This window comes from Stappia taiwanensis (assembly GCF_014635285.1).
GTDB lineage: Bacteria > Pseudomonadota > Alphaproteobacteria > Rhizobiales > Stappiaceae > Stappia > Stappia taiwanensis.
In genome coordinates this window covers 108,973-127,767 of sequence record NZ_BMCR01000008.1, presented here as the reverse complement: position 1 = coordinate 127,767, position 18,795 = coordinate 108,973, and the positions used below count along the sequence as shown (strand labels likewise).

19 protein-coding genes are annotated in these 18,795 nt (G+C 66.0%); 11 read left to right on the top strand and 8 right to left on the bottom strand.

The window, feature by feature from the left end; translation table 11 throughout:
• Position 1 precedes the first annotated feature (1 nt).
• The gene (gene pcaD / locus IEV83_RS17060) at positions 2–802 is read right to left on the bottom strand and encodes a 3-oxoadipate enol-lactonase (protein WP_244628227.1); all 801 of its coding nucleotides are present in this window, start codon (positions 800–802) and stop codon (positions 2–4) included.
• A 101-nt stretch (positions 803–903) separates the two neighbouring features.
• Here pcaD and pcaQ point away from each other — a divergent pair, with 101 nt between their 5' ends.
• On the top strand, positions 904–1,845 hold the full coding sequence (gene pcaQ / locus IEV83_RS17055) for a pca operon transcription factor PcaQ (protein WP_181760090.1): 942 nt from the start codon (positions 904–906) through the stop codon (positions 1,843–1,845).
• On the opposite strand, the gene IEV83_RS17050 is transcribed toward pcaQ, so the two are convergent.
• Positions 1,802–2,731: a MurR/RpiR family transcriptional regulator gene (locus IEV83_RS17050; RefSeq protein ID WP_181760089.1), complete on the bottom strand. Its 930-nt coding sequence runs from the start codon at positions 2,729–2,731 to the stop codon at positions 1,802–1,804. The two genes, pcaQ and IEV83_RS17050, sit on opposite strands and share 44 nt — an antisense overlap.
• Before the next feature lie 139 nt (positions 2,732–2,870).
• Here IEV83_RS17050 and IEV83_RS17045 point away from each other — a divergent pair, with 139 nt between their 5' ends.
• The 10 genes from IEV83_RS17045 (at position 2,871) to IEV83_RS17000 (ending at position 14,494) form a co-directional block, all read left to right on the top strand.
• Complete coding sequence (locus IEV83_RS17045) at positions 2,871–3,671, top strand: N-formylglutamate amidohydrolase (protein WP_181760088.1); 801 nt, start codon at positions 2,871–2,873, stop codon at positions 3,669–3,671.
• Positions 3,664–4,260, top strand: a complete 597-nt coding sequence (locus IEV83_RS17040; RefSeq protein WP_181760087.1) for a TRAP transporter small permease subunit — start codon at positions 3,664–3,666, stop codon at positions 4,258–4,260. The genes IEV83_RS17045 and IEV83_RS17040 overlap by 8 nt, the downstream gene beginning before the upstream one ends.
• Complete coding sequence (locus IEV83_RS17035) at positions 4,260–5,582, top strand: TRAP transporter large permease (RefSeq protein WP_181760086.1); 1,323 nt, start codon at positions 4,260–4,262, stop codon at positions 5,580–5,582. Before IEV83_RS17040 ends, IEV83_RS17035 begins: the two co-directional genes overlap by 1 nt.
• 102 nt (positions 5,583–5,684) lie before the next feature.
• Positions 5,685–6,734 (top strand): TRAP transporter substrate-binding protein, encoded by a 1,050-nt coding sequence (locus IEV83_RS17030; RefSeq protein WP_181760085.1) that lies wholly within the window; start codon positions 5,685–5,687, stop codon positions 6,732–6,734.
• 102 nt (positions 6,735–6,836) lie between these two features.
• The gene (locus IEV83_RS17025) at positions 6,837–8,204 is read left to right on the top strand and encodes a glutamine synthetase family protein (RefSeq protein WP_181760084.1); all 1,368 of its coding nucleotides are present in this window, start codon (positions 6,837–6,839) and stop codon (positions 8,202–8,204) included.
• 88 nt (positions 8,205–8,292) lie between these two features.
• A complete protein-coding gene (locus IEV83_RS17020) occupies positions 8,293–9,681 on the top strand; it encodes an aldehyde dehydrogenase family protein (protein ID WP_181760083.1) in 1,389 nt (462 codons plus the stop codon).
• Positions 9,682–9,753: 72 nt separating this feature from the next.
• Complete coding sequence (locus IEV83_RS17015) at positions 9,754–10,917, top strand: iron-containing alcohol dehydrogenase (protein ID WP_181760082.1); 1,164 nt, start codon at positions 9,754–9,756, stop codon at positions 10,915–10,917.
• A gap of 161 nt (positions 10,918–11,078) precedes the next feature.
• Positions 11,079–11,912, top strand: a complete 834-nt coding sequence (gene trpA, locus IEV83_RS17010) for a tryptophan synthase subunit alpha (protein WP_181760081.1) — start codon at positions 11,079–11,081, stop codon at positions 11,910–11,912.
• Positions 11,913–12,034: 122 nt separating this feature from the next.
• Complete coding sequence (accD, locus tag IEV83_RS17005; RefSeq protein WP_181760080.1) at positions 12,035–13,009, top strand: acetyl-CoA carboxylase, carboxyltransferase subunit beta; 975 nt, start codon at positions 12,035–12,037, stop codon at positions 13,007–13,009.
• Positions 13,010–13,183: 174 nt separating this feature from the next.
• Entirely contained in the window at positions 13,184–14,494 is a 1,311-nt protein-coding gene (locus IEV83_RS17000) for a bifunctional folylpolyglutamate synthase/dihydrofolate synthase (protein ID WP_181760079.1), read from the top strand.
• Between the two features lie 25 nt (positions 14,495–14,519).
• Here IEV83_RS17000 and coaA read toward each other — a convergent pair whose 3' ends face one another.
• The 6 genes from coaA to IEV83_RS16970 form a co-directional block, all read right to left on the bottom strand.
• Positions 14,520–15,485, bottom strand: a complete 966-nt coding sequence (gene coaA / locus IEV83_RS16995; protein ID WP_181760078.1) for a type I pantothenate kinase — start codon at positions 15,483–15,485, stop codon at positions 14,520–14,522.
• A 54-nt stretch (positions 15,486–15,539) separates the two neighbouring features.
• Positions 15,540–15,863: a phosphoribosyl-ATP diphosphatase gene (locus tag IEV83_RS16990; RefSeq protein WP_181760077.1), complete on the bottom strand. Its 324-nt coding sequence runs from the start codon at positions 15,861–15,863 to the stop codon at positions 15,540–15,542.
• A gap of 43 nt (positions 15,864–15,906) precedes the next feature.
• Positions 15,907–16,683, bottom strand: a complete 777-nt coding sequence (gene hisF, locus IEV83_RS16985) for an imidazole glycerol phosphate synthase subunit HisF (protein WP_181760076.1) — start codon at positions 16,681–16,683, stop codon at positions 15,907–15,909.
• A gap of 112 nt (positions 16,684–16,795) precedes the next feature.
• Positions 16,796–17,539 (bottom strand): 1-(5-phosphoribosyl)-5-[(5-phosphoribosylamino)methylideneamino]imidazole-4-carboxamide isomerase, encoded by a 744-nt coding sequence (gene hisA, locus IEV83_RS16980; protein WP_181760075.1) that lies wholly within the window; start codon positions 17,537–17,539, stop codon positions 16,796–16,798.
• 30 nt (positions 17,540–17,569) lie between these two features.
• Positions 17,570–18,220 (bottom strand): imidazole glycerol phosphate synthase subunit HisH, encoded by a 651-nt coding sequence (gene hisH / locus IEV83_RS16975; protein ID WP_181760074.1) that lies wholly within the window; start codon positions 18,218–18,220, stop codon positions 17,570–17,572.
• A 61-nt stretch (positions 18,221–18,281) separates the two neighbouring features.
• On the bottom strand, positions 18,282–18,794 hold the full coding sequence (locus IEV83_RS16970; RefSeq protein ID WP_181760073.1) for a DUF2628 domain-containing protein: 513 nt from the start codon (positions 18,792–18,794) through the stop codon (positions 18,282–18,284).
• Position 18,795: the final 1 nt, after the last annotated feature.

The following is an 18,795-nucleotide window of genomic DNA, read 5'->3' as shown; positions in this document are numbered from 1 at the left end:
GTCATGCGGACACCTTGCTGTCGATGAAGGCGCGGATCAGCCCGGCCATGGCCTCCGGCGCCTCGATGCAGGGCAGATGGCCGGGGCCGGAAAGCTCCTGATACACCGCGCCGGGGATCAGCCCGGCGAGCGCGCGCATCGCATCTGGCGGCGTGGCCGCGTCATCGCTGGCGCCGATGCACAAGGTGGGAGCTGTGATCCGGCTGGCGTGGGGGCGAAAATCCGCATCGCGGATCGCCGCCGCCAGCGCCGTGTACCCGTCCACCGGGGTGTGTGCCAGCATGGTGCGACACAGGGCGAGATCGTCGGGGCACTCGCGGCGAAACCGGGCGGAGAACCAGCGCTCCATGATCCCATCGGCAATCGCCGCCATACCGCCTTCGGCAATCGCCGCGATGCGCTGGGACCACAGATCGGGGGTGCCGATCCGCGCGGCGGTGTTGCTGAGGACAAGGCCGGCGACCCGCTCGGGCCGGGCGAGCGCCACGCTCTGGGCGATCAGCCCGCCGACCGACAGGCCGACGATCACGGCCCGGTCGATGTCAAAGGCATCCACCAGGGCCACCAGATCCGCGCCATGGTCCTCGATCGACAGGCTGGTACCGCCTGACGACAGGCCATGGCCGGCGGTGTCGTAGCGCAGGAGGTGCCAGTCGGAGGGCAGGGCGGCGATCACCCGATCCCAGATGCGCAGGTCCGTGCCGAGGGAATTGGAAAAGACGACAGTGGGGCAAGGTTCGTCGCCGCTGCCCGGACGCAACATTGCGTGCAGCACCCGGTTGTCGTGCCGTATCGCTCTCACCGTTTTCCCCTTGTCCTTGCCGGCCTCAGGGTCACCATGCTCATTTGAAATGGTAATGTAAAATGAGAAATATCGGCAGTTTCATAACCAAAGGAGCGTCCATGCAGGTCGACGCCGGGATCAAGCTGCGGCACTTGACCGCCTTTCTGGAAATCGCCCGGCGCCTCAGCCTGACCGAGGCGGCCGCCGCGCTGTCCGTGACCCAGCCGGCGATTTCCAGGACGCTGAAGGAGCTGGAGGAGCGCCTCGGCGTGACCTTGATGGAGCGGGGCCGGGCCGGGGTGGCGCTGACGGCGGAAGGGGAGATCTTCCGTCACTACGCCAGCTTGTCGGTGGCGGCACTGCGCCAGGGGATCGACGGGCTGGAGCAGGCAGCGATGGGCGGAGAGACGCTGATCCGCATCGGTGCCTTGCCGAGCGTGGCCGCCAGCGTGATCCCGCGGGCGGTAGCGCTTTATCTGGAGCGCGGCCAGGGAGCGACCCTCGATATCGTCACCGGGCCGAATGGACATTTGCTCGATCAGCTCCGCACCGGCGCGCTGGAGGCGGTGATCGGCCGGCTCGGCAATCCGGAGGCGATGCAGGGGCTGAGTTTCGTCCAGCTCTACTCCGAACAGGTGTCGTTGGTGGTCCGGCCCGGCCATCCGCTGCTGGCCCAGCCCGATCTCGCCCGCCTGCCGGACTACATCGTGCTGTACCCCAGCGCGGCGGCGGCGATCCGACCGCTGGTGGAACGGTTGGTGGTGGCCAATGGTATCGGCCGACTGCCGCGCCGGGTGGAGACGGTCTCCAACGCTTTCGGCCGGGCCTTCGTCCGGTCGTCCGATGCGGTCTGGATCATCTCGCAAGGGGTGGTGGCCAACGACCTGGCCGAGGGCACGCTTGCCGAGCTGCCGGTGGACACCCGTATCACCCTTGGCCCGGTCGGCCTGTCGACCCGGGCCGAAGAAGCGGGATCGCCGGACCTTTTGCGTTTCGTCGGCGCGCTGCGCGCAGCGGTCAGGAGCGCTCGGGGCGATCTGCTTGTGGATCCGGCGACTTGAGGGGGGCTGGCCTGTCTTCTCCTGCGTCCGGCTGCTGCGGCCGGGCGGGATCGCTGTCGTCGCGATAGGCTTCGAGCATGGCCATGCGCCGTTCCGCCCGCTCCGGATCGGCGTTGGTGACGCCGGCCACCAGCGCCTCGGCGATTGTCATCAGCGCGGCGGTGGAATCCCAGGGCGAGGGCACCGAGACCCGCGCCGGCAGCACATGCGTCGCCACGCTGGCGATCGGCGACAGCCAGCTGTCGGTGATCAGGATGATGGTGACGCCGCGCTCCGCCGCCGCCGTAGCGAGCCGGGCAAGGTCCGCCTGATAGCGGCGGATATCGAACACCACCAGAATGTCGCGCCGTCCCATGTCGATGAGAAAATCGCGCCAGTTGCCTTCCTGTCCGGCGATATGCGTGACACCGCGGCGCAGGATACGCAGATGCGCGCCCATGTAACGCGCCAGGGCATCGGTGAACCGCCCGCCGAGCAGAAAAAGCCCGCGCCGTTCGTCGGCCAGGAGCGCCGCCACTGCCTCCATCTCGGAGGCTGGCAGGTGGCGAAAGGTCTCGCGAATGTTGGTAAGACAGGCCTCGGCGATGGTGGAAATTCCGGCGTCGCCCGCTTTCTGGCCGCCCTTGACCCGCGCCAGTGGCGAGTTGATCTGGTCTTCCAGTTCGCTGCGCAGCCGCGCTTGCAAGGCCGGGTAGCTGGAAAAGCCGATGCGCGCGGCAAAACGCAGGATGGTGGGGGAGCTGACCCCCGCCGCCCGGGCAAACTGGGCCACCGTGCCGAGCCCGAGCACAGGATAATTGGCAAGCAACGCCAACGCCGCCCGCCGCTCGGTGGTGGTGAATTCGGACAGTCGGTTGCGGATTTCCTCCGCCAGGGACTGAGGCATCGCCCGGTTCGCTCCTGCTTCCGGAATCCATTTGACATCCCGGCAATCTGTGTATCAGATATTACAGAAGAACGGTGATGGTGCAATTCTGTAACAAAATAAACAGACGCCATCGACCGGACGCTTCGGGGGGAGAGGGATGCAGCAGCAAGCTGAAACGCGGGGGGGCGTGCCTTCGGTCGTCGTCACGGAAAACGCGGAGGGCCTCGGGCCGTTCGTGTTTCTGTGCGACCATGCCTCCAATGTCCTGCCGGCGGAATTCGGCGGGCTTGGCCTCGATGAGGCCGCGCGCCGCGCGCACATCGCCTGGGACCCGGGCGCGCTGGGCGTGTCGCGGCACCTCAGCGCTCTGTTCGATGCGCCGCTGGTCTACCCGGATCTGTCGCGGCTGGTTCTGGACTGCAACCGCGATCCCGCCGCCGCCGACCTGATCCCGGAGGTGAGCGAGACCACCGAGGTGCCCGGCAATCGCGGCCTGTCACCGGCGGATCGGCAGGCGCGCATTGATCTGGTGCACACCCCGTTTCATCGGACCATCACCGAGTTGCTGGACGCCCGCGCCGAGGCTGGACTGCCGACGGCGGTGGTGTCGATCCACAGTTTCACGCCGATCTACAAGGGGGTCTCCCGGCCCTGGCCGATCGGCATCCTGTCCGATACCGACCGGCGTCTTGCCGAGCCGATCCTGACCGCGCTTGCCGCCGATCCGGCGACGATGCCCGGCGACAATGTGCCCTATTCGCCCGCTGACGGGGTCTATTACACGGTTGGCCGCCACGGCGAAGGGCGCGGACTTCCCTGTGTGATGATCGAGATCCGCAACGACGAGGTCGCCAGCCCCGAGGCCGAAGCCCTTTGGGCGGAGCGTCTTGGCGATGCGCTGGCCTTCGCGCTGGAGAACCTGACGGCACCGGGTCAGCCGGAGGGCGGTCATGCTTGAGGTCATGCGGGTTTATGTCCGTTGGGTGGACGCGTTCAACCGCAGGCTTGGCCGGCTGATCATGTACGGCATCTTCGTGATGGCGGGGATCCTGCTCTGGTCCTCGATCTCCAAGACCTTCTTCCTGCCGTCGATCTGGACGCTGGAAGTCGCTCAGTTCGCGATGGTTTCCTATTACATTCTCGGCGGGCCCTACTCGATCCAGCTTGGCTCGAATGTGCGCATGGATCTGTTCTACGCCAGTTGGTCGCTGAAAAAGCGCGCCTGGTTCGATGCCTTCACCGTGCTGCTGCTGATGTTCTTCCTTGGCGTGCTGCTTTACGGCGGCGTCGGGTCGACCGCCTATTCGCTGGGCCATTTCGGCGATGAGCCGTTCACCTTCCTCAAGGATATCGTCGTTGCCTTCCTGACCGGCGGGCCGGACGCCGCCTCGGAGAAGCTTGGCTATATCGAACGCAGCCCGACCGCCTGGCGCCCGTATCTGTGGCCGGTCAAGCTGGTCATGATTTCGGGTTTCCTGCTGATGCTGCTGCAAGCGCTTTCCGAGCTTTTCAAGGACATCGCCCGGATCCGGGGAGAGGAAATTTGATGTCCTATGAAATGATCGCCATCTTCATGTTCGCCTCGATGATGCTGATGCTAATGACGGGGCAGCGGGTGTTCGGCGCGATTGGCGGTGTCGCCGCCATCGCCGCGCTGACCCTCTGGGGCACCGGTGGCTCGGATATTCCCTTCTCGGCGGCGATGAAGCTGATGAAGTGGTACCCGCTGCTGACGCTGCCGATGTTCATCTTCATGGGCTACGTCCTGTCGGAATCGAAGATCGCCGACGACCTCTACAAGATGTTCCACGTGTGGATGGGGCCGGTCAGCGGCGGGCTGGCCATCGGCACCATCGGGCTGATGGTGCTGGTCTCGGCGATGAACGGCCTGTCGGTTGCCGGCATGGCCATCGGCGCCACCATCGCCCTGCCGGAGCTTTTGCGCCGGGGCTATGACAAGCGCATGGTCACCGGGGTGATCCAGGCCGGCTCCTCGCTCGGCATCCTCGTGCCGCCATCGGTGGTGCTGGTGCTCTACGCGATGATCGCCCGCCAGCCGGTGGGGCAGCTCTGGCTCGCCGGCGTGGTGCCCGGCCTGATGGTGGCCGGCATGTTCATCCTGTACATCTACATCCGCTGCCGCCTACAGCCGGACCTGGGGCCGGTTCTGAGCAAGGACGAACGCACGGTGCCGATGACGGAGAAGCTGCGGTTGCTGTCGGCCGGGGTGCTGCCGATCGGCATCTTCGCGGCGATGATGGTGCCTTTCGTCAATGGCTGGACCTCGCTGGTCGAAAGCTCGGCGATCGGCGCCATGACCGCCTTCGCGGCGGCGGTGCTCAAGGGGCGCATGACCCGGGGTGTGTTCGAGACCTGCGTCCGTCAGACGCTGGCGATTTCCTGCATGTTCATGTGGATCATCCTTGCCGCCCTCGGCTTCGGCGCGGTGTTCGACGGGCTTGGCGCGGTTAAGGCGATCGAGAACCTCTTCACCGAGCAGCTCGGCCTCAACCCCTGGGTCATCCTGATCCTGATGCAGTTGTCGTTTCTCGTCATGGGCACCTTCCTCGACGATACGGCGATGCTGGTGATCGTCGCGCCGCTCTATGTGCCGCTGGTGCAGGCGCTGGGCTTCGACCTGGTCTGGTATGGCATCCTCTACACGGTCACCACCCAGATCGCCTACATGACCCCGCCCTTTGGCTACAACCTGTTCCTGATGCGGGCGATGGCGCCTCCGGAAATCACCTTGCGCGACATCTACGGCTCGATCGCGCCCTTCGTCATGGTGATGCTACTGGCTCTGGCGCTGCTCATGGTCTTTCCCGACATCGCCCTTTGGCTGCCGGATTATGTCTATGGAAAATAACCGGCGGGGCCCGCCGTGGACCCTGCCGCCCGTCTGACCACCAAAAAGACACCCCGCCAAGGGGTGCGACCTTCAAACACCTTCCACAGGGGAGTTCCCAAAATGACCAACAGACGCGATTTTCTGAAGAAAGCCGGCCTTGGCACCGTTGCCGCCGCCGGAGCCACGACGCTTGCCGCGCCCGCCGTCCTCGGTCAGGCGCCGATCAAGTGGCGCATGCAGACCTATGCCGGAACGGCGCTGGCCGAGCATGTGATCAAGCCGCATATCGATGCTTTCAACAAGGCGGCCAATGGCGAGATGGAGATCGAGCTTTTCTACGCCGACCAGCTCGTGCCGACCGGCGAGCTGTTCCGGGCCATGCAGAAGGGCACCATCGACGCGGTGCAGTCGGACGATGATTCCATGGCCTCGCCCACGGAAGTCACCGTGTTCGGCGGCTACTTCCCCTTTGCCAGCCGCTATTCGCTGGACGTGCCGGTGCTGTTCAACCAGTACGGGCTGAAGGAGATCTGGGAAGAGGAATACGCCAAGGTCGGGGTCAAGCACATCTCCGCCGGCGCCTGGGATCCGTGCCACTTCGCCACCAAGGATCCGATCCGCAGCCTAGCGGATCTGAAGGGCAAGCGGGTCTTCACCTTCCCGACCGCCGGCCGCTTCCTCAGCCAGTTCGGCGTCGTGCCGGTGACCCTGCCCTGGGAGGACATCGAGGTTGCGGTGCAGACCGGCGAGCTGGACGGCGTTGCCTGGTCGGGCATCACCGAGGACTACACCGTCGGTTGGGCGGATGTGACCAACTACTTCCTGACCAACAACATCTCCGGTGCCTGGGCCGGGTCGTTCTTCGCCAACATGGAACGCTGGAACGAGCTGCCGGATCATCTCAAGGTGATGCTGCAGCTGGCGATGGATTCCTCCCACTACTACCGCCAGTGGTGGTACTGGGGCGGCGAGGCGTCCTTGCGCGTCAACGGCACCAAGATGGAGCTGACCTCGATCCCCGATGCCGAATGGGCGACGGTGGAAGAGGCTGCGGTCAAGTTCTGGGACGAGATCGCCTCGGAATCGGAGGTCAAGGCCAAGGTGGTCGAGATCTTCAAGAAGTACAACTCGGACATGCAGAAGGCCGGCCGGCCCTATCGCTACACCTGAAGGATCTGCCGGGGGGAGCGGCACACGCTTCCCCCGTCCTCTGCGGGTCCGGGCCATTGCGCCCGGGCCTCCCGTCTCCGTTTAGCAGGCAAGTAAATCCCGATGGCTGGAAATCTGACGTTCGATGCCCTGAAGCAAGCGGTCTCCGAAGGCGAGATCGATACCGTGCTGGTCTGTCTGGTCGACATGCAGGGCCGGCTTTTGGGAAAGCGGTTCCATGCGCGGAACTTCATCGACCATTCCCACGAAGAAACCCATTGCTGCAATTATCTGCTGGCCACCGATCTGGAAATGTACACGGTGGAGGGCTATGCCGCGACCAGTTGGTCCGGCGGCTATGGCGATTATGCGATGCGCCCGGATCTGTCGACCTTGCGCCACGTGCCCTGGCTTGAGGGAACGGCAATGGTTCTGTGCGACGTGCTCGACCACCACACCCATGCCCCGGTGGTGCATTCGCCGCGCGCGGTGCTGCAGGCGCAGATCGCCCGGCTCGAGGCCATGGGCTTTTCGGCGATGATGGCGACGGAACTGGAGTTCTTCCTGTTCGAGAAGAGTTTCGATGAAATCCGCCGGTCCGGCTTCCGCGATCTGACACCGATTTCCGGCTACAACGAGGACTATCATATCTTCCAGACCACCAAGGAAGAGGAGGTCATGCGCCCGCTGCGCAACCATCTCTTTGCCGCCGGCGTCCCGATCGAGAATTCCAAGGGCGAGGCGGAAAGCGGTCAGGAAGAGCTGAACATCCGCTATTCGGCCCCGCTCGATTGCGCCGATTTCCACACCATCGCCAAGCACGCGACCAAGGAGATCGCCTGGCAGCACGGCCGGGCCGCCTCCTTCCTGCCGAAATGGCACCATCAGCGCGTCGGCTCCTCCTCCCATGTGCACCAGTCGCTCTGGACGGCGGACGGCACGAGCGCCTTCCGGGATCCGTCCGGCGCCTATGGGATGTCGGAGACCATGCGCCACTACATGGCCGGGCTGATCAAATACGCCCCCGACTACACCTATTTTCTGGCGCCTTACATCAACAGCTACAAGCGCTTCCAGAAGGGCACCTTCGCCCCGACCAAGACGGCGTGGTCGGTCGACAACCGCACCGCCGGGTTCCGGTTGTGCGGCGAGGGGACGAACGCGGTCCGGGTCGAATGCCGCATTGGCGGGTCGGACATGAACCCCTACCTTGCCCTGGCCGCGCAGCTGGCGGCGGGGATCAAGGGGATCGAGGAGAAACTGCCGCTCGATCCGCCGGCGACCGGCGATCTTTATGAGGCGCAACGGGCGCTGGAGATCCCGCAGACCCTGCGCGATGCGACCGAGACCTTGCGCGGATCGCAGATGCTGCGCGAAGCGCTTGGCGAAGAGGTGGTCGCGCATTATGTCCGCGCGGCCGAGTGGGAACAGGAGGAGTTCGACCGGGTGGTCACCGATTACGAGATCGCCCGAGGGTTCGAACGCTGCTGACGTCATGCCGGCCCCTTGAGGGCCGGCCGCACCGGGTTTTACTGCCACCAGCCGCTCTTGAGCAGACGGCTGCTTTCGAGGTTTTGACATGTCGGACACGATCAGACTGATTTCTCCGGTTGACGGGTCGCTCTATGCGGAGCGCCCGGTGGCAACCGGTGCCGAGATCGACGCGGCGGTCGCCGCCGCGCGCGAGGCCCAGGCGGACTGGGCGGCACGGCCGATCGCCGAGCGCAGCGCGGCGGTGATGGCGGCGGTGGCCGCGCTGGAGACGATGAACGACGAGATCGTTCCCGAACTGGCCTGGCAGATGGGCCGGCCGATCCGCTATGGCGGCGAAATGGGCGGCACCCGCGAACGCGCCGGCTACATGGCTGAGATCGCCGAAGAGGCGCTGCAGCCGCGCCATTACACCGACCGGCCCGGCTTCACCCGCTATGTCCGGCCGGTGCCGCTCGGCATCGTCATGGTGATCGCGCCGTGGAACTACCCGTTCATGACGGCGATCAACACTGTCGCCCCGGCGCTGATCGCCGGCAACACGGTGATCCTGAAACACGCCGCGCAGACCCTTCTGGTCGGCGAGCGGCTCGATCAGGCGTTCAAGGCCGCTGGCCTGCCGAAGGGGGTGTTCCAGAACATCGTTCTCGGCCATGCCCAGACCGAGGCGTTGCTCGCCTCCGGCCGCATCGACCACATCAACTTCACCGGATCGGTGGCCGGCGGCCGGGCGATCGAGCGGGCGGCGGCGGGCACCTTCGCCACCCTTGGGCTGGAGCTGGGCGGCAAGGATCCAGCCTATGTGCGGGCCGATGCCGATGTCGATTTCGCGGTGGAGAATCTCGCCGATGGCGCATTCTTCAATGCCGGTCAGTGCTGCTGCGGCATCGAGCGCGTCTATGTGCATGAATCGAAATACGACGCGGTGGTGGAGGGGATCGCCTCGGTGGCCCGCTCCTATGAGCTCGGCAATCCGCTCGACGAGGCGACCACGCTGGGGCCGATGGCGCAGGAACGCTTCGCCGCCTGGGTCCGCGAGCAGACCGCCGAAGCGCTGCGCAAGGGCGCGACGGCGCTGGTCGACAGCAGCGCGTTTGCCGCCGACAAGGCCGGCACCCCCTATATCGCGCCGCAGGTACTGATCGATGTCGATCACCAGATGTCGGTGATGCGCGAGGAAAGCTTCGGCCCGGTGGTTGGCATCATGAAGGTGCGCAACGACGAGGAGGCCGTGGCGCTGATGAACGACAGCCCCTATGGCCTCACCGCCTCTGTCTGGACGGCGGATGAGGAGGCGGCGATTGCCATCGGCGACCAGTTGGAAACCGGCACGGTCTTCATGAACCGCTGCGACTATCTCGATCCGGCGCTGGTCTGGACCGGGGTCAAGGACACGGGCAAGGGCGCGGCCCTGTCCGAACAGGGCTTCCTGTCGCTGACCCGGCCGAAATCCTACCACCTCAGGGTCACCACCTGACAGCTTCCCATCGCGCCGGGGCGGGGCCGTCCCGGCGTGTCGTTTCTCTCCCCCTCTAGATGGTTTTTGCCAATGAGCACGCCTCCTTCCGTCAACTGGTCCTTCCCCACCGCCATCCGCTTCGGCGCCGGCCGCATTCAGGAGTTGGGCGGCTGTGCCGCCGAGCTTGGCATGAAGCGCCCGCTGCTGGTCACCGACCCGGGCCTTGCCAAGCTGCCGATGGTCGCCGAGGCGCTGGACATCCTGCGCGCGGCCGGCCTTGAGCCGGCGGTGTTCAGCGATATCAAGCCGAACCCCACCGGCGGCAATGTGGAGGCCGGCGTTGCCGCCTTCCGCTCCGGCGGCCATGATGGCGTCATCGCCTTCGGTGGCGGCTCCGGCCTCGACGCGGGCAAGGTGATCGCCTTCATGTCCGGCCAGACCCGGCCGATGTGGGATTTCGAGGACATTGGCGACTGGTGGACCCGCGCCGATCCGGCCGGCATCGCGCCGATCATCGCCGTGCCGACCACGGCGGGCACCGGCTCGGAGGTCGGCCGCGCGGGCGTCATCACCAACGAGACCACCCACACCAAGAAGGTGATCTTCCATCCGAAGATGCTGCCGGCGGTGGTGATCTGCGATCCGGTGCTGACCGCCGGAATGCCGCGCTACTTCACGGTCGGCACCGGCATGGATGCGCTCGCCCATTGCCTTGAGGCCTATTCCTCCACCTTCTATCACCCGATGGGCGACGGCATTGCCGTGGAGGGCATGCGGCTCGTCCTGGAGAACCTGAAGCGGGTGACCGAGGTGCCGGACGATATCGTCGCCCGGGGCCACATGATGTCGGCGGCGGCGATGGGCGCGGTCGCCTTCCAGAAGGGGCTCGGCGCGATCCATGCGTTGTCCCATCCGGTGGGCGCGCTCTACGACACCCACCACGGCATGACCAACGCGGTGTTCATGCCCTATGTGATGGTGTTCAACCGTCCGGCAATCGAGACGAAGATCGACCGGCTGGCCGGCTATCTCGGCATCTCCGGCGGGTTCGATGGCGTGCTGAAGACCATCCTCGACCTCAGGGCGGAACTCGATGTTCCGCATACGCTGGCCGGGCTGAATGTCGATGCGGCCCAGCGTGAGCGCATTGCGGAAATGGCGATCGTCGATCCGACCGCCGGCGGCAATCCGCTGGAACTCACCCTCGATGGCGCGCGGGAGATCTTCGATCGGGCGCAGGAGGGGCGCCTCTAGGGCGGTTCCGTTTGCCCCGGCGGGGCGCAATGGCACGGCTTTTTAGGGCCAAATCGCGCTTCCGCCCCGCCGGGTCGATTGACAGAGGGTCGTTTCCCCCCCTACACCCTGACGGCGCGCGCATGGTGCGCCTTCAGGGATATTCAGCGGGACAGGGCCAAATGAGTGACACGCGGATCGACCGCCGCTTCGCGGCATGCAAGGCGGAGAACCGGCCGGCACTGGTGACCTTCGTGACCGCCGGCGATCCGGATCTGGCCACCGCGCAGGCGATCCTTGATGCCCTGCCGGCCGCCGGCGCCGATGTCATCGAGCTGGGCATGCCCTTTTCCGATCCGATGGCCGAGGGCGTGCCGATCCAGCTTGCCAACCAGCGGGCCCTGGCCGGCGGTCAGACCATGGAGCGGACGCTCGACATGGTGCGGGCCTTCCGCAAGCACGACAATGACACGCCGATCGTGCTGATGGGCTATTACAACCCGATCTATGTGCGCGATCCCGAGGTGTTCGTGAAAACGGCGGTCGAGGCGGGCGTCGACGGGTTGATCATCGTCGACATCCCGCCGGAGGCCGATGACGAGCTGTGCCTGCCGGCGCTGGACGCCGGTCTCAACTTCATCCGCCTGACCACGCCGACCACCGATGATGCGCGCCTGCCCACCGTGCTCGCCAATACCTCCGGTTTCGTTTATTACGTATCGGTGACCGGCATCACCGGGGCGACGATTTCCAGCCATGCGCGGGTTACCGAGGCGGTCAAGCGCATCAAGGGTCACACCTCGCTGCCGGTTGCCGTCGGTTTCGGCGTCAAGACCGCCGAGGACGCGGCGGTGATCGGCCGGGATGCGGATGGCGTCGTGGTCGGTTCGGTTCTGGTCGACGCGGTGCGGACCAGCCTTGATGATGCCGGAAAGGCGACCGATAACACGGTCGAGGCTGTGGCCCGGCTGGTGCGTGAGCTGGCATCGGGCGTGGCCCGGGCCCGGAAGGGCTGACGAAACGGATCGGTGACCGGCGCGCCTCCTGCTGCGGGCGCCGGGATACTTGCGGGATTGAAGGGCATGACGCGCCGTGACATAAGGCGCGCTCCCTGGTCAAGAAACGGACGGAAGCTGCCTTGAACTGGATCAACAACCTGGTGCGCCCGAAAATCCGCAACCTCCTGCAAAAGCGGGATGTTCCGGAAAATCTCTGGATCAAGTGCCCGGAAACCGGGGAGATGGTGTTCCACCGCGACCTGGAGGCCAACCAGTGGGTGGTGCCCAAATCCGGGGTGCATATGCGCATTCCCGGGCGCAAGCGGCTGGAACTGTTCTTCGACGATGGCGCGTTCGAGTTGGTGAAGACCCCCGAGGTCACCCAGGATCCGCTGAAGTTCCGCGATGAAAAGCGCTACACCGACCGGTTGCGCGATGCCCGCGCCAAGACCGGCCAGGAAGATGCGGTGCTGGTCGCCACCGGTGCGCTCAAGGGCATGCCGATGACCGCGGCGGTGCAGGATTTCGCCTTCATGGGCGGCTCGCTCGGCATGGCCGCCGGCGAGGCGGTGCTGGCCGGCATGGAAGCGGCGGTCGCGCGCAAGACCCCCTTCGTCATGTTCGCCGCCTCCGGCGGCGCGCGGATGCAGGAAGGCATTCTGTCCTTGATGCAGATGCCGCGCACCACCGTCGGCGTGCAGATGCTGCGCGAGGCGGGGCTGCCCTATATCGTCGTTTTGACCAATCCGACCACCGGCGGCGTCACCGCCTCCTATGCGATGCTGGGCGATGTGCATATGGCCGAGCCGGGCGCGCTGATCGGCTTTGCCGGCCCGCGTGTCATCGAGCAGACGATCCGCGAGAAGCTGCCCGAAGGGTTCCAGCGCTCCGAATATCTGCATGATCACGGCATGGTCGACATGGTGGTTCATCGCCATGACCTGCCGGAAACGGTTGCCCGGGTCTGCGCGCTGCTGATGAAGACCCCGGTCACCGCGCCGGAGCCGGCGGAGCTGGAAGACACGGAGACCGCTGCGCCGGAGACCGATGCCGAGGTGGCAACGCCGTCGTCCGAGGATGCAGCCGAAGGCAGCAAGGCGTCCTCGGCCGCCTGAGACAGGCTGGCCACGGACTGAAAGGCCGGATTTGGCCGACATGGGCTGTCGGGATCGCGACATGGCCGGATCGGCCCTTGCCTGACCCGGCAAGGGTTGGGTATTGAAATCCACCGGAAACCGGGCGGACGGCCTTTTCCCTCATCCTCATCGCGCGGCATCGAGCACTGTCACATGGACCAAGTCACCGCGATCCTCGACCGGCTGCTGGCCTTGCATCCGCGCGAAATCGACCTTTCGCTCGGCCGGCTGGAGCGGCTTCTGCGCGCGCTCGGCAATCCGGAGCAGCGCGTGCCGCCGGTGATCCATATCACCGGAACCAATGGCAAGGGCTCGACCACCGCAATCATGCGGGCGATCCTGGAGGCGGCCGGGCGCAAGGTCCATGTCTACACCTCGCCCCATCTCGTCTCCTTCAACGAACGGATCCGGCTGGCGGGAGAGCTTGTCAGCGACGAACGGCTGATCGATGCGCTGGATCGGTGCGAGCAGGCCAACGCCGGTGCCGAAATCACCTTTTTCGAGGTCACCACCGCGGCGGCGATGCTGCTGTTTTCCGAAGTGCCGGCGGATATCCTGCTTCTGGAGGTCGGGCTTGGCGGACGGCTCGACGCCACCAATGTCATCAAGGCGCCGCTCGCCAGCGTGATCACGCCGCTGTCGATGGACCATGAGCGCTATCTCGGCGCGGCCCTGACCGATATCGCCTTCGAAAAGGCCGGGATCCTGAAACCCGGTGCTCCGGCGGTGATCGCACCGCAGCCGGAGGAAGCCGCCGCTGTCATCGCCGAGGTCGCGGCCGATCGCGGCGCCGACCTGACCCTGTTCGGTCAGGATTTCACCGCCTATGAGGAACATGGCCGCTTCACCTATCAGGATGAGGCCGGCCTTCTCGATCTGCCCCGCCCCCGGCTCGCCGGCCGGCACCAGATCATCAATGCCGGCATGGCGATTGCCGCGTTGCGCCGCGCCGGCTGCCTGCCGGATGTCGCGGCCATCGAACAGGGACTTGCCTCGGTCGACTGGCCGGGGCGCCTGCAGCCGCTGACGCGCGGGCCGGTGGTCGATCTGTGCCCGGATGGGGCGGAAGTCTGGCTCGATGGCGGCCACAATCCGGGCGCCAGCACCGCCATTGCCGCCTTCATCGGCGAGCAGGAAGAGCGCGATGCGCGCCCGCTCTATCTCGTCACCGGCATGTTGAAGACCAAGGATCCGGTGGGTTTCTTTGCCCCTTACGCGGGTCTTGCCCGGCATGTGGCGACCGTGCCGCTGGTCAGCAGCGCCGTTTTCCGCGAGCCGGAGGAGTTGGTGCAGGCGGCGCGCGCGGCTGGGCTCGACGCCACGCCCTTTGCCGGTCTGGAGGCGGCACTGTCCAGCATCGTCATGGCGTCGCACGACGATCCGGAGCCGCCACGGGTGCTGATTTGCGGCTCGCTCTATCTGGTGGGCGAGGTGCTGGCGCTCAACGGCATGCGGCCGGTCTGACGCGGCACGCTGCTGGCGCCGGGCGTCAGAGCTTGCGCAGCCGCACTTCGTTGATCGCGTGGGTTTCGATCTTGCTGAGGATCAGATCGGCACGCGGGCGCGTCGGCAGGATGTTTTCGTTCAGATTGACGAGATTGATATCGGCCCAGAGCGCTTCGGCGATGGCCAGCGCCTCCTCGTCACTGGTCAGCGCGTATTTGTTGAAATAGGAGCCGGGGTCGCGGAATGCGGTCTCGCGCAGGCGCATGAAGCGGGAAATGTACCACTCGTGCAGCACCTCTTCCTCCGCGTCGATGTAGATCGAGAAGTCGAAGAAATCGGAGACAAAGGGCACGGCCTTGCCGTCGCGCGGCAGGTTCGAGGTCTGAAGGACGTTGAGCCCCTCGAGAATGAGGATGTCCGGCCGGTCGACGATCACATGCTGGCCCGGCATCACATCGTAGTAGAAGTGGGAGTAGACCGGCGCCTGGACGTTGCGCTTGCCGGCCTTCAGGTCTGACAGGAATTTCAGCAGCGCCGGTCGGTCGTAGCTTTCGGGAAAGCCCTTGCGGCGCATCAACCCTTCGGCTTCCAGCACCGCATTGGGATAGAGAAACCCGTCGGTGGTAACGAGGTCGACCTTGGGGCTGGCCGGCCAGCGGGCGAGCAGCGCCTGCAAGAGGCGGGCGGTGGTCGACTTGCCCACGGCAACCGAGCCGGCGATGCCGATGATGAACGGGTTCTTGCCGTCGTTGCTGCCAAGGAAGCGGTTGGTCGCCCGGTGCAGTTGCTGGGTCGCCTCCACATAGAAGGCGAGCAGGCGCGACAGCGGCAAAAGGATCGATTCCACCTGGGCGATGGAGACCGGATCGTTGAGGCTCTGGAGCTGGCGCACTTCCTTGCTGGTCAGCGTCATCGGCGTATCGGCGCGGAGCCGGGCCCATTCGCTTTCGCTGAAGACGCGGTAAGGTGACAGCTCTTCCTCGCTCACCTTGATCAGACTGTGTTCCATGTCGAAAGCGGCGCCCCGATGCGCGTTGCGTTTGGCCCGGTGACCCGGGCCGGATTATTCGGGCGGACGGGCGGCCTTTTCCGCCAGTCCGCTCTGGGCGGTGCGCCGGTCGAGCTCCGCCATCACCTCGTCCAGCGACACGCCGCGCGCGCGCATCAGGACCAGCAGATGATACAGCAGGTCCGCCACTTCGCCGGTCAGCCCTTCGCGGTCGTTCTCGACGGCGGCGATCGCGGTCTCCACCGCCTCCTCGCCGACCTTCTGCGCGATCTTGCCCACGCCCTTTTGCATGAGCTTGCGCGTGTAGGAGCCAGCGTCGTCGCTGGCCGCGCGCGCCGCGATAATGCGGTCGAGATCGGAAAGTGTGAAGCCGGTCATTGGTCTGATGGTCCGCCGCTGTCGGTAAGAGCCTGCATGCCCGCTAGGCGTCGAGGCGCATGGGAATGCCCGCGCGCGCCATATGCGCCTTGGTCTCGCCGATGGTATGGGTGCCGAAATGGAAGATCGAGGCGGCCAGGACGGCTGTGGCATGGCCGTCGCGGATGCCTTCGACCATGTGATCGAGGGTGCCGACGCCGCCCGACGCGATCACCGGCACGGACACCGCGTCGGCAATGGCGCGGGTCAGGGCGATGTTGAAGCCCAGCTTGGTGCCGTCCCGATCCATCGAGGTGACCAGCAGCTCGCCGGCCCCGAGTTCGACCGCTTGCCGGGCGAAGGCGATGGCGTCGATGCCCGTGGCCGTGCGACCGCCATGGGTGAATATCTCGAACCGCTCCGGCTCGCCGGGGGCGTTGACCTGCTTGGCGTCGATCGAGACGACGATGCACTGGGAGCCGAATTTTTCCGCCGCCTCGCGGATGAACTGCGGATTCTTCACGGCGGCGGTGTTGATCGACACCTTGTCCGCGCCAGCGATCAAGAGCTTGCGGATGTCCTCCACGCTGCGCACGCCGCCGCCCACGGTCAGCGGCATGAAGCAGGCTTCGGCGGTGCGCCGCACCACGTCGAAGATCGTGTCGCGGCCCTCATGGCTCGCCGTGATGTCGAGGAAGCACAATTCGTCGGCGCCGGCCGCGTCATAGGCCTTGGCCGCCTCCACCGGATCGCCGGCATCGACCAGATTGACGAAGTTCACGCCCTTGACGACGCGGCCGTCCTTGACGTCGAGGCAGGGGATGACACGGGCTTTCAGCATCTCGGCGAGGCCTTCGGTGTTTTTCGCGGGTGCAGCATAACGCCCTGTCGGGCAGGTGCAAAGCCGGGAAAGGATGAAAATGCGTTCGCGCCTTCCCGGCGGGGCGTCGCTGTCAGGCGTTGTCCTGGGGGGCGCCAAGCAGGCGGAGCGCCGCCGCCGGGTCCAGGCGCCCGTCATAGAGCGCCCGTCCGGTGATCGCCCCTTCCAGCACGGCGCAGTCGTCGGTCGCAAGCCGCTCCACATCGGCGATCGAGGCAAGGCCGCCGGAGGCGATCACCGGGATCGCCGTTGCCGCGGCGAGCTCCAGCGTTGCCTGCCAGTTGATGCCCTTGAGAATGCCGTCCCGGTCGATATCGGTGTAGATGATCGCGGCAACGCCGGCGTCCTCGAAGCGTCCGGCGAGATCGATGGCGGTCAGCTCCGCCGTTTCCGCCCAGCCTTCCACCGCGACCTTGCCGCCGCGCGCGTCGATGCCGACGGCGATCTTGCCGGGGAAGCGGGCACAGGCCGTCTTGACCAGCTCCGGATCGCGCACGGCCACCGTGCCGAGGATCACCCGGGCAATGCCCTTGTCCAGCCAGGCGGCGATCTGGTCAAGAGTGCGGATGCCGCCACCGAGCTGCACCGGATTGGTGGTCGCCGACAGGATCGCATCCACCGCCGCGCCATTGCGGCTTTCCCCGGCGAAGGCGCCGTCGAGATCGACCACATGCAGCCAGTCGAAGCCCTGGTCCTGGAAGCTGCGGGCCTGGGCGGCGGGATCGTCGTTGAAGACGGTCGCCTGGTCCATGTCGCCGAGTTTCAGGCGCACGCACTGGCCACCCTTCAGGTCGATGGCGGGAAAGAGGATCGGCATGATGGTGTTCCGGTTGGACGGCGGCGCGCTTTAGGGCGCCCAGTTGAGGAAATTGGCGATGACGGCAAGGCCCAGTGCCTGGCTCTTTTCCGGGTGGAACTGGGTGCCGACCATGGTGTCGCGGGCGACAATGGCGGTCAGCGGTCCGCCGTAATCGCTGGTGGCGATCACCTGGGACGGATCGCTGGCCTTGAGCTGATAGGAGTGGACGAAATAGGCGTGCAGCCCGTCCGGTCCGGTGTCGATGCCTGCAAGCAGCGGATGATCGTTGGTCACGTCGAGCGTGTTCCAGCCCATATGCGGGATCTTCAGGGTCGGGTCGGAGGGCGTGATCGCGGTGACATCGCCCGGGATCCAGCCGAACCCCTCGGTGGTCTCGAATTCAAGGCCTCGGCTGGCCATCAGCTGCATGCCGACGCAGATGCCGAAGAACGGACGCCCCTTCTCGGTGACCGCCTCGACCAGCGCCTCTTCCATGCCATTGACCGCCTTGAGACCGCGCCGGCAATCGGCGAAGGCGCCAACGCCGGGCAGGACGATCCGGTCCGCTGCCGCGACCACCGCCGGATCGGCGGTGACCCGCACCTTCGCCGCGACCCGATGGCCGCGCGCGGCTCGTTCGAACGCCTTTTCGGCGGAGCGCAGGTTGCCCGATCCATAGTCGATGATAGCGATCAGCATGGGTGTTCAATCCGTCTTGCGGGCCCGGTCGGCAAGGGCGTGTCTGGGTGAAAGGGAGTGGTCAGCGTCGATGCGGGCCGAAACTGAGGCCGACGACCTGTTCGCCGCCGATCCGCGGGGCGCTTGCCGGGGCAGGGCGTGCCGGCGAGGGCGGCACGGGCGAGGGCGAAACCGGAGGCCTGGCGGCGCTTCTGCCGGCCAGACCGACGAAGAAGCGCACCTCCGCCGCCTCGCGGCTTGAGCCTTCGACCATGGCGACCGGCCTCCAGCCGCGCCGTTCCAGCGTCCAGCGGCGCAGGCCATTGGCCTCCAGCGCAAACAGGAGAGCGAACAGGAACCCGGTGACGCCCGGCGCGATGCCGCCGACAAGCCGGGAGGTGGCCTCCAGCACCAGGACGATGACGAGGTAGCCGATCAGCACCAGCCACAACCGGTGCCACAGGCTCCAGATCAAGCTGAAGAACAGGGCCGGCCAGCAAAAGCCTTCCTTGACGAAAACCGCCCGTTCGAGGTCCGCTTCAAGCGGCGCCTCTGCGTGGCTGCCCGGTGGCAGCAAGACGGAATAGATCGCCATC